Here is a 16,381-nt window from a genome sequence, read left to right on the forward strand (position 1 = left end):
ATCCTTGCGTTTCGGAGGACTGCTCATCCACATCTGTTGGCGACCATTCAAAGCGCTACCTGCTGGCAGCGCCCCGTCCGGTGAACAGCCCTCTAGGTAACACCACAGATTCGGTCAACAGGGTTTTTCACACCAATGACTTTTTTTGATGGAAATTGGTGGGAAAGTCCCGAAAATCGGGGGTTCAAGGCTGTATCCTTTCCCGGCGTCGCCCATGCATCAGCCGGTAAAGGGCGGGCAGCACCAGCAATGTCAGCAATGTCGAAGAGACGATTCCGCCGATCACCACCGTCGCCAGCGGCCGTTGCACTTCAGCGCCCGCCCCGACGTTGAACGCCATTGGCACGAAGCCCAGGCTGGCCACCAGCGCGGTCATTAGCACGGGCCGCAGCCGGGTCAGTGCGCCGTCCCGGATCGCGTCCTCCAATGGTCGCCCCTCTGTCAGCAGCGTACGGATGAAGCTGAGCATCACCACCCCGTTCAGCACTGCGACGCCGGACAGGGCGATGAAGCCGATCCCCGCCGAAATGGACAGCGGCAAATCCCGCAGCAGCAACGCCGCGACTCCTCCGGTCAGCGCCAGCGGCACGCCGGAAAAGACGATGGCGGCATCTTTGACCGACCGGAACAGGCCGTAGAGCAAGCCAAAGATCAGCAAAAGCGCGGCCGGGACCACCAGCCGCAGCCGCTCGGCAGCGGAGATCAGCTGCTCGAACGTGCCGCCATAGCTGATCCAGTAGCCGGCCGGTGGTTCCACGTCCCGACCGACCTTCTCGCGCAGTTCCTGCACGAAACTGCCAAGATCGCGGCCGCGGACGTTCGCGGTCACCACGACGCGGCGCTTGCCGTCTTCGCGGCTGATCTGGTTGGGTCCGATGATCACCTCTACCCTGGCGACGTCCTGCACCGGGACGAAACCACGTGGCCCTTCGCTGTTCATGGGGAGCGGGATGCGCAGGCGGCCAATCTCGTCGACCTTGCGGCGGATATCCTCTGGCAGGCGGACGATCACCGGGAAGCGGCGGTCGCCCTCGAACATTTCGCCCGCTTCCTTGCCGCCGATCGAGATGGCGACGACATTCTGCACGTCGCCGACATTGAGGCCCAGGCGCGCCAGCGCGGCGCGGTCCGGCGTGATTTGCAGCACCGGCAGACCGGTCACCTGCTCGACACCGACATCGGCGGCGCCGTCTATGCCGCCAACCACCTCCTCGACAGACTGACCGATGCGGAGCAATTCGTCGAGATCGTCGCCGAAGATCTTGATCGCCACATCCGCGCGGACGCCCGATAGCAGTTCGTTGAAACGCATCTGGATCGGCTGGGTGAATTCATAATTATTGCCGGGTATCTGTTCGACCGCCTCCTGCATTTCGGCGACCAGCTGGGTGCGGGGCTTGCGCGGGTCGGGCCAGTCCTTGCGGTCCTTCAGCATGATGAAGGTGTCGGCGACCGAGGGGGGCATCGGGTCGGTGGCGACTTCGGCCGTGCCAATCTTGGCGACGACGCGCTCGACTTCAGGGAAGCGTTTGAGCCGCGCTTCGACCGTTTCCTGCATCCCGATCGCCTGGGTCAGGCTGGTGCCGGGAATGCGCAAGGCGTGCATAGCGATGTCGCCCTCGTCCAGATTAGGGACAAATTCAGACCCCATTTGGCTCGCGGCAAAGCCTGCGATCAGAACTAAGCCGACAGCGAGTGCGACAATGGCCTTGCGCAATCGCAACGCCTTTTCCAGCGCCGGTTCATAGACCTGCCGCGCCCAGAGCATCAGGCGGCTCTCCTTTTCCTCCACCTTGCCAGTCACGAACAGGGCGATGGCGGCAGGCACGAAACTGAGCGAGAGGATGAGCGCGGCGGTCAGCGCCATGACGACGGTGATCGCCATGGGATGGAACATCTTGCCCTCCACCCCCGTGAGCGCGAAGATCGGCACATAGACCAGGGCGATGATGAGGACGCCGAACAGCGACGGACGGATCACCTCCGACGTGGCCGACGCCGCGAGCGCGAAACGCTCATCGCGATCCAGCAAGCGACCCAGCCCATGCTGCGCCTCGCCATAGCGGCGCAGGCAATTTTCCACGATGATCACCGCGCCATCGACGATCAGGCCGAAGTCGAGCGCACCAAGGCTCATGAGATTGCCCGACACGCCGGCCTGCACCATGCCGGTGATGGTCATCAGCATGGCGATGGGGATGACGGCGGCGGTGATGAGCGCGGCGCGGACATTGCCGAGCAAGAGGAACAGCACGACAATGACGAGCAACGCGCCTTCGAGCAGATTCTTCTCGACCGTCCAGATCGCCCGTTCGACCAGATCGGTGCGATCGTAGATGGCGACGGCTTCGACGCCGGATGGCAGCGCCTTGGCCGCCTCTTCCAGCCGTTCCGCCGCCGCGCGAGCGACGATCCGGCTATTTTCACCCGCCAGCATGACGACGGTGCCCAGCACCACTTCCTGACCGTTCTCGGTCGCGGCCCCGGTGCGCAATTCCTGACCCATGCCGACATCGGCCACGTCATTGATGCGGACCGGCACGCCGCCGCGATTGGTGACGATAATAGATTTCAGATCATCGACGCCCCCCGCCTGCCCCGGCACCCGGACGAGATATTGTTCGCCATAGCGCTCGACATAGCCCGCGCCGACATTGGCATTGTTGCGGCCCAGCGCATCGACCACATCATCCAGCGCCAGCCCATAGGCCGCCATCCTGTCCGGCAAGGGCGTGACGTGATATTGCCGTTCATAGCCGCCGATGCTGTTGACTTCGGTGACGCCGGGCGTGTTGCGCAGTTGCGGGCGGATCACCCAGTCCTGCAAGGTGCGCAGATCTTCTGCATTATAGGGCGTGCCGTCGGCCTTGCGCGCGCCGGGCTTGGCCTCCAGCGTGTACATGAAGATTTCGCCAAGGCCGGTGGCGATCGGTCCCATTTCCGGTTCGACGCCGGGGGGCAGTTGCGACCGCGCGATCTGCAACCGTTCGTTGATCAACTGGCGCGCGAAATAAATGTCGGTGCCATCGGCGAACACGGCGGTGACCTGCGACAGGCCGTAGCGGGAGATGGAACGGGTATAGTCCAGCCCCGGCAGACCCGCGATCGCGGTTTCGACCGGGAAGGTGACGCGCTGTTCCGCCTCCAGCGGGGAAAAACCCACCGCCTCGCTGTTGATCTGCACCTGGACATTGGTGATGTCGGGCGTGGCGTCGATCGGCAGGCGCTGGAAGCTCCATATCCCCAGCGCGCAGAGCAGCAGCACGGCGGCCAGCACCGCCCAGCGCAGACGGATGGAAGCGGCGATGATGCGTTCGAGCAGCGGGGGCTGCGTCTCGGCAATGGCCTCAATGGTCATGGCTGGCTCCCGACTTGTCGATGTCGGCGCGGATCAGGAAGGCGCCGTCGGTGACATATTCGGTGCCCGGTTCCAGTCCGCCCAGCACCTCCGTCCATTCGGGCGTCTTGCGACCGAGTTCCAGCATCCGCACCTCATAGCTGTTGCCGACCTTGGCATAGACGACATCAAAGTCGCGGAAGCGCTGGATCGCCTTGGTCCGCACCGCCAGCGGCGCCTGCGTCTCGGCAACCGCGAAGGCGCCTTCCACCCCCATGCCGGGACGGAATTGTTCCGCTGCGGATTCAGGCAGATGGACATGGGCGAGCAGGGTCTGGCTGGCGAGGTCGGCGGTCGGCAGGATCGCCTCCACCGCGCCGGTCAGCCGCGCCGCGCCCGACAGGCTGCGCAACGCGACCTTCTGCCCCACCCGCACCCGTTCGGCGTCGCGGGGATAGACGAAAAACTCGGCGTGCAGCTTGGTCGGATCGGCAATCACGAACAGCGCACGGTCGCCGGTCATATCCCCTACATTGGCGTTTTTTTCGACGATGGTGCCACTGATCGGCGCGGTGACGGTATAGGTCTGGAGCGAATGGCTGGATTCGACGCGCAGCAAGGTCTGGCCACGCCGCACCACCTGCCCCAGTTCGCCGGTCATCGACAGAATCTGGCCGGGCAGGCGGGCGCGGACATCGGCCTTACCCTCCGGCGTGATTTCGATGCGGCCCGACATGTCGATCAGTTCGGCGATCGACGCTGGCCCTGCCCGTTCGGATCGCACCCCGCCCGCCCGCGCCGCGTCGGCGGCGATGGTGGTGCGGCCTTCATAGGAGGCGTAGTTCCATATGTGGGTGCGGCCATCCTCGACCGCCTTGACCTTCACATCGAAACTATGTGGCTCCTTCACGACCCCGCCCCCGCGCAGAAAATCATCCTGCGGGGTGAAGGCGAAACGGTCGACCTTGCCGCCCAGCCGGGTGAGGTCGACACTGAACTGGACATGTTGCGGGGCGACCGGTTTGTCGTCGCGATAGGCGTAGATGCGGAATTCGGGTTCGACGCCATCTTCAAAGATGGTGACTTCGACCGCGAAATTGCCGTCGCGCAGCATCCGGCCGCGATGGGGGCCGCGTTCTTCCTCGGCCTCTGCCGCGCCATGTTCCGCATGATCATCGGCGGGCGGGGTTTCGCTGCAAGCAGCGAACAGGGCGGGGGCGAACAGCAGGGCTGCCAATTTCAGGAAAGGGGACATCAGCGATTCTCCGCGCTGGCAAGAAGGGGGGCGTAGCGGCCGGTCAGTCGGTCGAGCCGTGCGCCGTCGAGATGGTAGGATTTGAGCAGGGTGATGCGGCGATCATAGGCGTCGATCATCGCTTCCTGCGCCTGCGTCACTTCCAGGAAGGTGAAGGCGGTGCCGCCGCGATTATAGCCGTCGCGCACCAGCATCACGGCGCGCTCGGCACTGGGCAGCACCGCATTGTCGATCTTGTTGATTTCGCGCACGATCGCTGCGCGCTGGGCGAGCAGCCGGTCCATGTCGCGTTTGACCTGCACCCGCAGCACCGCGATCTCGGCTTCGGCGACGCGGCGTTCGGCTTCGGCCTGCTCGACATTGCCACGCTGGGCGCGACGACCGCCAAGCGGGATAGAGCCGCCGACGACGATGCTGACATCATTCCCCTGGCCATAATGGCGAAGCCCTGCGCGCAGGGTCGGATCGGTCGCGCTGTTCGCCTCCGCCAGCCGCGCCCGTGCCGCCGCTGCGTCACGTTCGGCATCGAGCAGCGCGACATCTATCGGCTGGGCGTCGGCTGCCGGGTCGGGTGCGAGGCGGGAGAAGCTGCTGGTGTCGATCTGCACATCGCCATCCGCGCCCCACCATGCGGCTAATGACATGCGTGCGAGGCGGGCCGCTTCGATCGCCTGTTCATGAGCGATGCGCGCCTGCGCCACGGCGGTGCGGGCGCGTTCCAGCGCAAACAGGGGATCGAGCGCGCGTCCGACCCGCCGGGCGACTTCGCGCTCCAGCCGTTGGGCGAGGGTCAGACGTTCCAGCGCGACGGGTATTTCCGCTTCCGCCGCCAGCGCCTCGACCCACGCGGCCTGTGCCTGCGCCAATATGTCGAGCTGGCGCAGGCGACCGCGCTGCTGCGTCACGTCGCGGCTGAGCCGGGCCGCGCCGACCCGTGCCTCCCGCTTGCCGCCGCGCTCCCATGTCCGCTCGTACCAGGCGGTGGTCTGGGTGCTGGCGATCGGCGTGTAGGGACCGGTGCGGGCAAGGTCCTCCAGATCGACAGTGACGACATCCTGCGGGCGGACCTCCGCCTGACGCATGGCGGCGGTGGCCGCGTCACGCTGGGCAGCGGTCACGGCGACGCCGGGATCGGCCTGCGCGACGCGCGACAGCGCATCGGTGAGCGACAGCCCCTGCGCCGCCAATGGCAGGGCGGGGAAGAAAGCGCCGACAAGCAGCGCTACGGTCAGGCGCGGGAAGGCGCGCGGACAAACAGATGGAAACATGAAAACAGGCTTTCGCTATGCGACACGGACCAACCCGCGCCGCATGGCGGCCGCAGGTTCAGACGCGAAGTGCGATCAGCCTGGGTGGGCGCTCTGGCCCCTGCGAGACGGAGTCCGGCTCCACCCGATCAGTCCCTATAGTGGGTGGCACAGCGCGCGATGATGGCATGGCAAGCCCCGCCTGTCCGAGCAGGATGACGCCTGACCCGCTATCGCCATGATGGTGATGGCTGTCGGGCAGGCGGTCGGGCTGGCCGTCCTGCTTTTCGCCGCGCACATCATGGTCGGCGTCGTGGGCTTCTTCTACGGACAATGCGCTGAACAGCAGATGCCCATGGCCTTGGGTCATACCGGGCGCGTGCTGGACCTGATCGATCATCCGCGACAGGCTCATGCCCGCAAACAGCGCCAGCAGCGCGATGCACAGCCATGCGCCCAGGCGAAAATGCGGGGAGGGGCGCAACGCGGACATTGGCGGAGCCTATCCAAGCGGACGTAACCGCACAAGTATCTGTGCATCGCAATCCGCGATCCGACATTGCTTTTCGCGGCACGGTAGCAGCATATTCTGCCGCACCCGCACAAACCGCCATCAAGCCATCGTATTGGCCGATCATGCCAGCTTCTGCATCGTTCATGCGCGTCTTTGGTTTGGACGCATGGCCCCGAAAGCGCCTATTTCCTCTCCCCAAGCACGGGCGTGGAATGTCCCGCCGTGGAGAGGAGAGCAGCGCATATGAGCCATTACAGCCCCACCGACATGGCCCGGCATCTGGGCGAAGGGCTGTTGTCCTTTCCGGTCACCCACTTCGATGCGGATGGCGCATTTTTGGAAGGGCCCTATCGCGAACATTGCGCCTGGATGCTGGGTCATGAACTGACCGGCCTGTTCGCAGCGGGCGGCACCGGCGAATTTTTCTCGCTGACGCCTTCCGAAGTTGCCACGGTCGTCGCGGCAGCCGTAGCGGAAGGCGGCGGCAAGACGCCGGTCATCTCCGGCTGCGGCTATGGCACCGCCATCGCCACCGGCATTGCCCGCGATGCGGAGAAGGCGGGCGCGGATGGCCTGCTGCTGCTGCCCCCCTATCTGATGCACGCCAAGCAGGAGGGGCTGGCTGATCATATCGAGGCGGTGTGCCGCTCCACCGGTCTGGGCGTCATCGTCTACAATCGCGACAATGCGGTCATCAACGACGAAACCCTCGCCCGCCTGTGCGAGCGCAACGCCAATCTGGTCGGCTTCAAGGATGGCGTCGGCGACATCGAACTAATGACCCGCATCTATGCGCGGATGGGCGACCGGCTGACCTATATTGGCGGGCTGCCGACGGCAGAAACCTTCGCCACCCCCTATCTGACCATGGGCGTCACTACTTATTCGTCGGCGATTTTCAACTTCATGCCCGAATGGGCGCTGGCCTTTTACAAGGCCGTGCGCGCGGGCGATCATGCGCATGTCATGGACGGGCTGCGCCGGTTCGTGCTGCCCTATATCGCCTTGCGCAACAGGGGACAGGGCTATGCCGTGTCGATCGTCAAATCGGGGATGCGGATCATCGGGCGCGATGCCGGGCCGGTGCGGTCGCCCCTGACAGACCTGTCGGCAGCCGAGGAAGCCGAACTGCGCACCCTGATTGAAGCGGTGTCGCCGGGGGCTTTGTCCGCCGCCGCGTGACTTGAACGAAAGGCGGGGCTAGCTTGTGATGATGTTTGAACTCAGCCAGCTCCGCTGCTTCGTCGCCGCTGCCGAAGAACTCCACTTCGGCCGCGCGGCGCAACGCCTCAACATGACGCAATCGCCGCTCAGTCGGCAGATCCAGCTGCTCGAACGGATATTGGACGTGCAATTGCTGGAACGCACCAGCCGGCAGGTCAGCCTGACCCCGGCGGGCAGCGTGTTCCTGATCGAGGCGCGCCGGATCGTGCGCCTGTCCGACAGCGCGGCCCTCTCCGCGCGGCGCGTGGCGAAGGGGGATGCCGGGCGGGTGGCGCTCGGCTTCACCGCGGTATCGGGCTATAATGTCGTGCCGCGTATCGTGGCGCAGGCGCGCGCGGCGCTGCCCAATATCGAACTGGAACTGCGCGAGATGGTATCGACCGAGCAGGTCGATGCGTTGCTCACTGGCCTGATCGACATCGGTTTCGTCCGCCCGCCGATCGACCGGCATGAGTTTGAGACGAGTTGCGTGCTGCACGAACCGCTCTTCGTCGCGCTGCCGCCCGGCGACCCGCGTCAGTCGAAGGCGGCGCTGGAACCCGCCGATTTCGATGGTCAGCCGCTGATCATGTATTCGCGCCAAGGGGCGAGCTATTTCCACAATATGCTGGTGCGCCTGTTCGATGAGGCGCAGGTCGCCCCCCTCTATGTCCAGCATGTGACGCAGATCCATTCGATGCTGGGGCTGGTCCATGCCGGGGTCGCAGCGGCGATCGTGCCGGAAAGCGCGACCGGGCTGCACATGATGGACGTGCAGTTTCGCCGCCTGATGACGCCGATCGACAAGCCAGTCGAGCTGCACATGGCCTGGCGGCGCGACAATGCCAATCCGGCGCTGCCCGCGATGCGGCAGCTCTGCGCCGAAGCGACCGGATGAGCGGGATCGACCGGCGCGCGCTGATCGGTGGGCTGGCCGCTGTGCCGCTTGTCATTGCCGCGCGTGCCCCCGCCAGTCCGGTGGCGACAACGCGCCATGGCCGGGTGCGCGGGACGATCGAGCGGAATGTGCTGGCGTTTCGCGGCATCCGCTATGGTGCCGATACCGCACCGCGCCGGTTTCAGCGGGCTTTGCCGCCCGAACCATGGCAGGGCATTGCCGACGCCACCCGCTACGGTCCTGCTGCGCCACAGACCAAGCCGGAGGAGCAGACATCGGAGGACTGCCTCTTCCTCAACGTCTGGACGCCTGCGCTCGACAAGGGACGGCGCCCGGTCATGGTCTATCTGCATGGCGGCGCGCACGCGCATGGATCGGGCAGCGACCCGCTCTATGATGGCGGCAATCTGGTGCGACGCGGCGATGTGGTGGTGGTGACGCTCAACCATCGGCTGGCGGCGCTGGGCTATGCCTATCTGGCACAGCTGGGCGGCCCCAGGGAATCGGGCAATGTCGGCAATCTCGACATCATCTTGGCGCTGATATGGGTGCGCGACAATATTGCCGCGTTCGGCGGCGATCCGGGGCGGGTGATGATCTTCGGCCAGTCGGGTGGCGGGGCGAAGGTCGTGACGCTGATGGCGATGGCGGAAGCGCGGCCTTTGTTCCACGCCGCCGCGACGATGAGCGGGCAGCATGTCACCGCCGCCGGGCCGAACCATGCCACCGCGCGCGCCAAGGCGTGGATGGCGAAGGCTGGCGCGGCGGACGTGGCGACGCTGACCCACCTCCCGATCGGCGAGCTGGTCGAGGCGATGGCGATGACCGATCCGCTGGAGAGCAAGGGCGAGATCAGTTTCACCTCCACACTGGATCATCATGTGCTGACGCGGCACCCCTTCGTGCCGGATGCCCCGCGCGAGGCAGCGCATATTCCCCTGATCATCGGCAATACCCATGACGAAACCGCGCTGTGGATCGAAAAGACGCTGCGGGCCGGGGACACGACCTGGGACAATCTGCCCGACCGGCTGGCGCGGCAGATGGTCAAGGATCTCGCCCCCGATTACGTCATCGCGCGCTATCGCCAGCTTTATCCCGACCGGACGCCGGGGCAGATATTGCTGGCCGCCTCCACCGCCGGGCGATCCTGGCCGGGGCATCTGATCCAGGCAGAAGAACGCGCGCGGATCGGCGCGCCGACATGGATGTATCAGCTCGATTTCCCCTGCCCCGAAGCAGGCGGGATGTTGGGGGCGTTCCATACGCTCGACATTCCGCTGGTGTTCGACAATGTCGATGCACCGGGCGCGCGAACCGGGGTGAGCGCGGAGGCGCGGCGGCTGGCGGGGCTGATGGCTGACGCCTTCATCGCGCTGGCGCGGACGGGCGATCCCAATGGCGGGGCGCTGCCGCACTGGCCGCATTTTGAACTGACGCAGCGGCCGACGATGATCTTCGACCGGGACGTGCGGATCGAACATGATCCGCGCCGGGAAGAACGGCTGCTGTTCGCGGTCGCGCCCTATATCAAGCCGGGCGGTTAGGCCCGGTCCCACGGGAAGCTGAGCGTCGGGCGCAGCGCATAGCGTGTCATCGCCAGACGCAGTCGCACGCCGCAGCCCGGCTCCAGCCGCACGGTCATATCGCGCCCACCAGCCGCGACCGTGCATCCGTCGATCGTCACGCTATCGATGCGATGTTCGCCATAGGCACCGCCCTGCACGATGACGCTGCGCGCGCTTTTGGGGTCGAGATTGACCAGCGTCACCTCCGTCGCAGTATCGGACAGGCTGTGGACCAGCGCGGCAACCTGCGGCGGCACCCCGGCGCGGCGGGCGGCGGGATCGAAATAGCGCAGGCGGCAATGAAGCGGGACACCGCCCTGCGGCGGCGACGTTTTCGACCAGGGCGGGCGGGCGATGTGCAGGCCGCCGGTCATGAGTTGAACGAGACTGGTGACGCTGGCGGGATTAATGCCGATCGGCCAGTCGGCTAGCCGGGTCTGCGGCGTGGTCGTGTCGCCTTCGCGCAAGGTCACGCGCTCGGCCACGCGCTTGAGGTCCGTCTCGATCGCGCGCTCGGCATAGGCTGGGTCGCGCCCTTCCAGAAAGCCGATCCAGGGATGATCGCCAGCGAACTCGCGGTCCTCGGCGCGCTGCGACATATACCAGATTTCAAAGCCATTGGTGCGGTAGGGACCGGGCTTCCAGCCATACCAGCCGTCCGCGCCATACATGGTCGGCGCGTGCGACACGCCGTCGATGGTGCGGGCAGCGGCGTTGATCCGCGCAGTCTGTCGCCGCCACAGATCGACATAGCGCTGGTCGCCGCTCATCAGCAGCGCGCCCATGAAGGCGGTGATCGACCGGGGGACACGGTTGCGATCCTCCCGCACGCCAGTCTGCGGCACAAGGGGGGAGAAGCCCCAGCCATAGACGCCCGCCCACCAATCCTTGCCAACCGTGCCGTCGGGACGGACATGGCTGGGCAATATGTCATCGTTGCGCGCGGCACGCTCGACCCAGGCGTCCAGATAGTCGAGCGCCCAGCGGCGGAACCGCTCCCCTCCCCCCAGCGCATAGGCGTTGAGGCCTAAAGTCGTGGATTGCAGGTTCAGCGGATTGTCACCCACCACATCGCCATATTCGGCATAATGATCGAGCGTTTCCTGGTATGTGGTTTCGCCATGCTCCATGTGGAAGGGTGTGGGATCGAACGGATCGCCAGCCCAGTCGAGCGGGGTGGCGGGGCGCAGCATCGGGCCGCGGCTGCCGTTCATCAGGCTGCGCATCATCCGCAATTTCGGGTCGTAATTGGACGCGGTAGCATCGCGCCCAGTATAGAAATCGGCGTAGCGCGCAGTCCGCACCCGCAGCGCCGTGTCGCGGGGCATGGACAGGCCCATGACATTGAAGCTGGTCAACCCCTCCGCATTATGCTGCCAGTCCATTTGGACCGGAAATTCGCGATAATACATGCCCCGGCGCGCGATCGGCACGTCGCTAGTGCGGGCAGCTGCGAACTGGCGCAGATGCCCTTCCCAGAAGCGGGCGGCAAGGTCGCGGATGCGATCGCCCCCGCCCAGCGCGTGGAGAAGGAACCAGTCATTGGTCGCTTCGGCGGCGTCATCGGGACCGTCATTGGCACCCCAGCGCTCGAACACGCGCAGCCGGTCGCGTCGATCGACATAGTGGGCGTAGAAATCGACGCAGGCGGCTTCATTCGCCGCGAGCAACTGGCGTTGCAGCACGGCCCAGCGCGGCGGGGACATCGGCGCGCTGGCGACGAGTGTATCGCGGGTTCGCGCCTGGGCGGGCAAGGCGAGCGCGGCGGCACCGGTTACAAAAGCGCGACGGCCGATCCGCATCAGGCCAGCTCCAGCCTGCGGATCGGGCCGACAATGACCAGGAAGGCGAAGATGGTGAGCAGGCAATGCGCGCCCACGAAGATCAGCGCCCAATCGAACGAGCCGGTGGCGGCAACGATGAAGCCGACGACGATCGGCGTCACGATTCCGGCGATATTGCCGAACATGTTGAACACCCCGCCCGACAGCCCGGCCAGCTGCTTGGGCGCGACATCGGCCATGATCGCCCAGCCGAGCGAGGCGACGCCCTTGCCGAAAAAGGCGAGCGCCATGAAGGTGATGACGAGCGCTTCGGATTCCGCCCAGACGCAGGCGATGATCAGGGTGGCAAGCAGCATCCCGGCAACCAGCGGCGTCTTGCGCGCCAGATCGAGCGATCCGGTGCGACGCAGGATCAGGTCGGAGCCGTAACCACCAGCAAGCCCGCCGACAAAGCCGCACAATGCGGGGACCGCAGCGGCAAAGCCCGCCTCCATGATGTTGAGGCCGCGTTCCTTGACCAGATAGATGGGGAACCAGGTGACGAAGAAATAGGTCAGCACGTTGATGCAATATTGGCCGAGATAAATGCCCAGCATCATGCGGTTGGCCAACAATTGCCGGATATTGGTCCAGGTGAAGGTCGGCGCGCGCGCCGCCTGCGCCGCGCCATCCTCCATATGGATGAGGCCACCGCCGGCCTCGATATGCGCCAGTTCCGCCGCGTTGATCGACGGATGCCGGTCCGGGCTGTGGATATAGCGCAGGAACAGGGCGGTCGCCGCCAGTCCCAGTGCGCCCATGACCCAGAATACTGCGCGCCAGCCAAAACTATGGACCAGCCAGCCCATCAGCGGGGCGAAGGCGACGAGCGAGAAATATTGCGCGCTATTGAAGATGGCCGACGCCGTCCCGCGCTCCGCACCGGGAAACCACGCCGCAACCAGCCGGGCATTGCCGGGGAAAGACGGCGATTCAGCAAAGCCGACCATGAAGCGCATGGCAAACAAAGTCGCCACCACCGGCAGGCCGGCGATCAGCCCGACCGTGCCCTGCATCGCGGTGAAGATCGACCAGAGCGCGATGGCCCCCGCATAAATGCGCTTCGTGCCAAACCGGTCGAGCAGCGCGCCGCCCGGTATCTGCCCCAATACATAGGCCCAGGCAAAGGCGGAGAGGATGAAACCCGTCTGCACCGGCGAGATGCCCAGTTCGCCCGACGCCGCATTGCCCGCGATCGAGAAGGTTGCGCGGTCGGCATAGTTGATCGACGTGATCAGGAAGATCAGCGCGATGATGCGATAGCGCACATGGCTGGGCCGATCGGCGGCAACGGCGTTCGCGGTGGCAGGACGGATCACGAATGGCTCTCCTCAACGGTGCCGTCCATCTGTCGGAACGGTCGAAATGGCAAGGGCCGACGCTAGCGGGACAGGCCGGGCCGGTCCAAGCCGAAATCCGCCATGATCCAGTCCCATCTTGGCTTGATGCCGGAGCGGCTCCGCAATGCCACCAGCGATCAGTGCAAGCCGTGCATTGATCCATGCGGCATTGGGATTGGCAATTTATCGGGTTCCAGCGCTATCGAAGTGGGGCCGATCCGGTGATCAATGCCGGACATCATAAGCGCAAGCCGCAAACATTAGGGGAGTGATAGGGCCATGAACGCCACCCGTCGAACCAAAGCGATCCTGAGCCTGTCCAGCGCCATCGCAACGATTGCCCTGACGCCCATGGCACTGGCGCAGAGCGATGCGGGGGCTGCATCGCCCGCCACCGCCTTGCCGCAGGAAGAGCCTGCCGCCGCCGACATCGTCGTCACCGGATTTCGCGCCAGCCTGAACAGCGCGCTGAACGTCAAGCGCAACGAAACCGCTTCGATCGACGCGATCAAGGCAGAGGATATCGCCGAATTCCCCGACCTGAACCTGGCCGAATCGCTCCAGCGTATTCCCGGCGTCGCCATCAGCCGCGTGAACGGCGAAGGCCGCAACGTCACCGTGCGCGGCCTTGGCCCGGAATATACCCGCGTGCGCATCAACGGCATGGAAGCGATCGGCACGACCGGCGGCACCGACAATTCGGGCGGCGTCAACCGTGGCCGTGGTTTCGACTTCAACATCTTCTCGTCCGACCTGTTCAGCAACCTGTCGGTGCGCAAGACCGCCACGGCCGATGTCGAAGAAGGGTCGCTGGGCGGCGTCGTGGACCTGCAAACCGCGCGACCGCTGGACTATAAGAAGCCCACCGCCGTCCTTTCCGCCGCTGCCAGCTATAACGACCTGAGCGGCAAGACGACGCCGCGCCTGTCCGGGCTGGTCGCGACCCAGACCGATGATGGCCGCTTCGGCGTGCTGCTGTCGGTCGCCTATGAAGAGCGCAAGATTGTCGAGGAAGGCGCAAACATTACCCGCTGGACCTATGGCGGGTTCAATGGCGGCTTTGCCCCGACATCGACCCTGCCCGGCAAGACGATCGCGGAGATCAACGACGCCAATCCAGGCACCGCGCTGTTCCATCCGCGTATTCCCGGCCTGGTCAGCTACGACATTGCACAGAAGCGCCTGGGCGCTGCGGCGTCGGTCCAGTTCAAGCCGACCGACCGCACGACAATCTCGATCGACAGCCTCTTTTCGCGGCTGGATGGTACCCGCAAGGAAGCCCAGCTTCAGGCGATCAGCTTCAGCCGGTCCGGCAGCGGCAAGCCGCAGACGATCATCCGCGACGGCACGGTCGATGGCGACAACAACATCATCACCGGCACGTTCGACAATGTCGATATGCGATCGCAGTCCCGCTACGACGTCCTCAAGACCGAATTTTATCAGGTCAACGGATCGATCGACCAGCAGCTTGGCGACCGGGTGAAGATCAACATCATGGGCGGTCACGCCAAGTCGGAATTCAGAAACCCGATCCAGACCACGGTGACGATCGACGCGGTCAATACCGGCAATTTCCAATATGATTTCACCAGCCGTTTCCCGACCATCGCGCCGGGCGTCGATGTCGCCAATCCGGCGACCTGGAGCTTCACCAGTGGCACGTCGGAAGTCCGCATCCGGCCCCAGACTGTCGACAATGCTTTCACCACGGCCAAGGGCTTCGTCGAATGGGAAGCCAATGACATGGTGACCCTGAAAGCCGGTGCCGACTGGCGCAAGTTTGAATATGATTCGACCGAGCGTCGTCGCCTGTCGGGCGAAACGGTGGTCGCGCCGCTAACCGCTGCCGAGCTGGCAAGCATGACCACGCTGTTCGACGGGTTCGGCAAGGGGCTGAACGTCCCTGCTGGCACACCGACCGCATGGATTGTCCCCAATCTGGCTGCCTTCATCAGTCAGGGCAATATTTACGGCAATCCCATCTACGCCACTGGCGGGGTCGAAAATGCCACCGCGCGCGGTTCCTATGTCACCGTCACGGAAAAAGATCTCGGCATCTGGGGCATGACCCAGTTCAACCTGGCCGATGCGGGCCTGCCGATCCGCGGTGACCTGGGCATACGCTATGTCAAGACTGACCAGCTTTCGACCGGCTATGCCAGCCGCGGTGCGGCCACGAATCTGGTGAGCGCGGATCGCACCTACAAGCGCTGGCTGCCCTCGATCAACCTGGTCGGCAACATCACGGAGGATCTGCAGGTCCGCTTCGCTGCGGCCAAGACGCTGGCCCGCGCCGGGATCGCGTCGCTGACGCCGGGTGGCAACCTCAACGTGTCGGGCGGCAATCGCAGCTTCTCGTCCGGCAACCCCGACCTCAAGCCCACATCGTCGAAGAATCTCGACGTGTCGATCGAATGGTATCCGACGCAGGGAGCGATCTATGCGCTGGCCGCCTTCCGCAAGGATATCGGCACCTTCGTCCAGACGTTGAGCGTGGGCGTGCCCTATGCCAGCCTCGGCCTGCCCAACTCGCTGCTGGACGGCACCACCGCATCGCCCAGCGACGTGTTCATCGTCAGCCAGCCGGTCAATTCATCGGGCGGCATCCTTAAGGGCTTCGAAGTCAATATCCAGCAGCCCTTCAGCTTCCTGCCGGGCATCCTGTCCAACTTCGGCGTGCTGGCCAACTATACCTTCGTGAAGTCAGACATTGAATATCTGACCGCCGCCGATGGCAGCACGTCGGTCACCGCGCCGCTGGTCGGCCTGTCCCGGCACGCCGCCAACGCGACCCTCTATTATGAAACCAAGAAGTTCCAGATTCGCGGGTCGGTCGCCTATCGGTCCAAATATCTGACCGCGGTGCCGGGGACGGAGGGCAATGCCTATAATGGCACCAACCGCACCATCAACGTCGATGCCCAGGCCAGCTACAACATCACCGAAAAGATGAAGCTGAGCATCGAGGCGATCAACCTGACCGACACCAAGAACGACCAGTTTGTGGATGAAACCAATCGCCTGAACGTGCTGACCCATAGCGGTCGCCAGTTCAACTTCGGTATGCGCTACGCCTTCTAACCCGCCCTTCCTGAAAGCGGAGCGCCCTGATGGCCAGTTGCCCTGCACGGCAACTGGCCATTTTTTACCGTGTTTGTCGAAATGCGTGAAAGAACGCATTTCGGTTGCGGCA

Annotated in this window: 10 protein-coding genes; 4 read left to right on the top strand and 6 right to left on the bottom strand. The window is 64.8% G+C overall.

Annotated features, from left to right (window positions below; translation table 11 throughout):
* Positions 1-184: 184 nt before the first annotated feature.
* The 4 genes from D0Z70_RS11425 to D0Z70_RS11440 are packed head-to-tail and all read right to left on the bottom strand — an operon-like array spanning position 185 to position 6,332.
* Entirely contained in the window at positions 185-3,358 is a 3,174-nt protein-coding gene (locus D0Z70_RS11425) for an efflux RND transporter permease subunit (protein ID WP_119746475.1), read from the bottom strand.
* Entirely contained in the window at positions 3,348-4,592 is a 1,245-nt protein-coding gene (locus D0Z70_RS11430) for an efflux RND transporter periplasmic adaptor subunit (RefSeq protein ID WP_119746477.1), read from the bottom strand. The genes D0Z70_RS11425 and D0Z70_RS11430 overlap by 11 nt, the downstream gene beginning before the upstream one ends.
* Complete coding sequence (locus D0Z70_RS11435; RefSeq protein WP_119746479.1) at positions 4,592-5,860, bottom strand: TolC family protein; 1,269 nt, start codon at positions 5,858-5,860, stop codon at positions 4,592-4,594. Before D0Z70_RS11435 ends, D0Z70_RS11430 begins: the two co-directional genes overlap by 1 nt.
* Positions 5,861-5,918: 58 nt before the next feature.
* Entirely contained in the window at positions 5,919-6,332 is a 414-nt protein-coding gene (locus D0Z70_RS11440) for a hypothetical protein (RefSeq protein WP_119746481.1), read from the bottom strand.
* A gap of 264 nt (positions 6,333-6,596) precedes the next feature.
* Between D0Z70_RS11440 and kdgD the strand changes: the two genes are divergently transcribed.
* From kdgD to D0Z70_RS11455, 3 genes are read left to right on the top strand one after another with little or no spacing between them, the layout of a single operon-like run.
* Positions 6,597-7,535, top strand: a complete 939-nt coding sequence (kdgD, locus tag D0Z70_RS11445; RefSeq protein WP_119746483.1) for a 5-dehydro-4-deoxyglucarate dehydratase — start codon at positions 6,597-6,599, stop codon at positions 7,533-7,535.
* 28 nt (positions 7,536-7,563) lie between these two features.
* A complete protein-coding gene (locus D0Z70_RS11450) occupies positions 7,564-8,454 on the top strand; it encodes a LysR family transcriptional regulator (protein ID WP_119746485.1) in 891 nt (296 codons plus the stop codon).
* Positions 8,451-10,001 carry a carboxylesterase/lipase family protein gene (locus D0Z70_RS11455; RefSeq protein WP_220475639.1) on the top strand — a complete coding sequence of 517 codons (1,551 nt, stop codon included), beginning with the start codon at positions 8,451-8,453 and terminating at the stop codon, positions 9,999-10,001. Before D0Z70_RS11450 ends, D0Z70_RS11455 begins: the two co-directional genes overlap by 4 nt.
* Here D0Z70_RS11455 and D0Z70_RS11460 read toward each other — a convergent pair.
* Both D0Z70_RS11460 and D0Z70_RS11465 read right to left on the bottom strand, forming a co-directional pair.
* Positions 9,998-11,824 carry a DUF8034 domain-containing protein gene (locus tag D0Z70_RS11460; RefSeq protein WP_182913938.1) on the bottom strand — a complete coding sequence of 609 codons (1,827 nt, stop codon included), beginning with the start codon at positions 11,822-11,824 and terminating at the stop codon, positions 9,998-10,000. The genes D0Z70_RS11455 and D0Z70_RS11460 overlap by 4 nt on opposite strands.
* A complete protein-coding gene (locus D0Z70_RS11465) occupies positions 11,824-13,164 on the bottom strand; it encodes an MFS transporter (protein WP_119746489.1) in 1,341 nt (446 codons plus the stop codon). The genes D0Z70_RS11460 and D0Z70_RS11465 overlap by 1 nt, the downstream gene beginning before the upstream one ends.
* A 300-nt stretch (positions 13,165-13,464) precedes the next feature.
* Here D0Z70_RS11465 and D0Z70_RS11470 point away from each other — a divergent pair, with 300 nt between their 5' ends.
* On the top strand, positions 13,465-16,269 hold the full coding sequence (locus tag D0Z70_RS11470) for a TonB-dependent receptor (RefSeq protein WP_119746499.1): 2,805 nt from the start codon (positions 13,465-13,467) through the stop codon (positions 16,267-16,269).
* Positions 16,270-16,381: the final 112 nt, after the last annotated feature.

Origin of the sequence: Sphingobium terrigena, assembly GCF_003591655.1 — a bacterium.
Lineage (GTDB): Bacteria > Pseudomonadota > Alphaproteobacteria > Sphingomonadales > Sphingomonadaceae > Sphingobium > Sphingobium terrigena.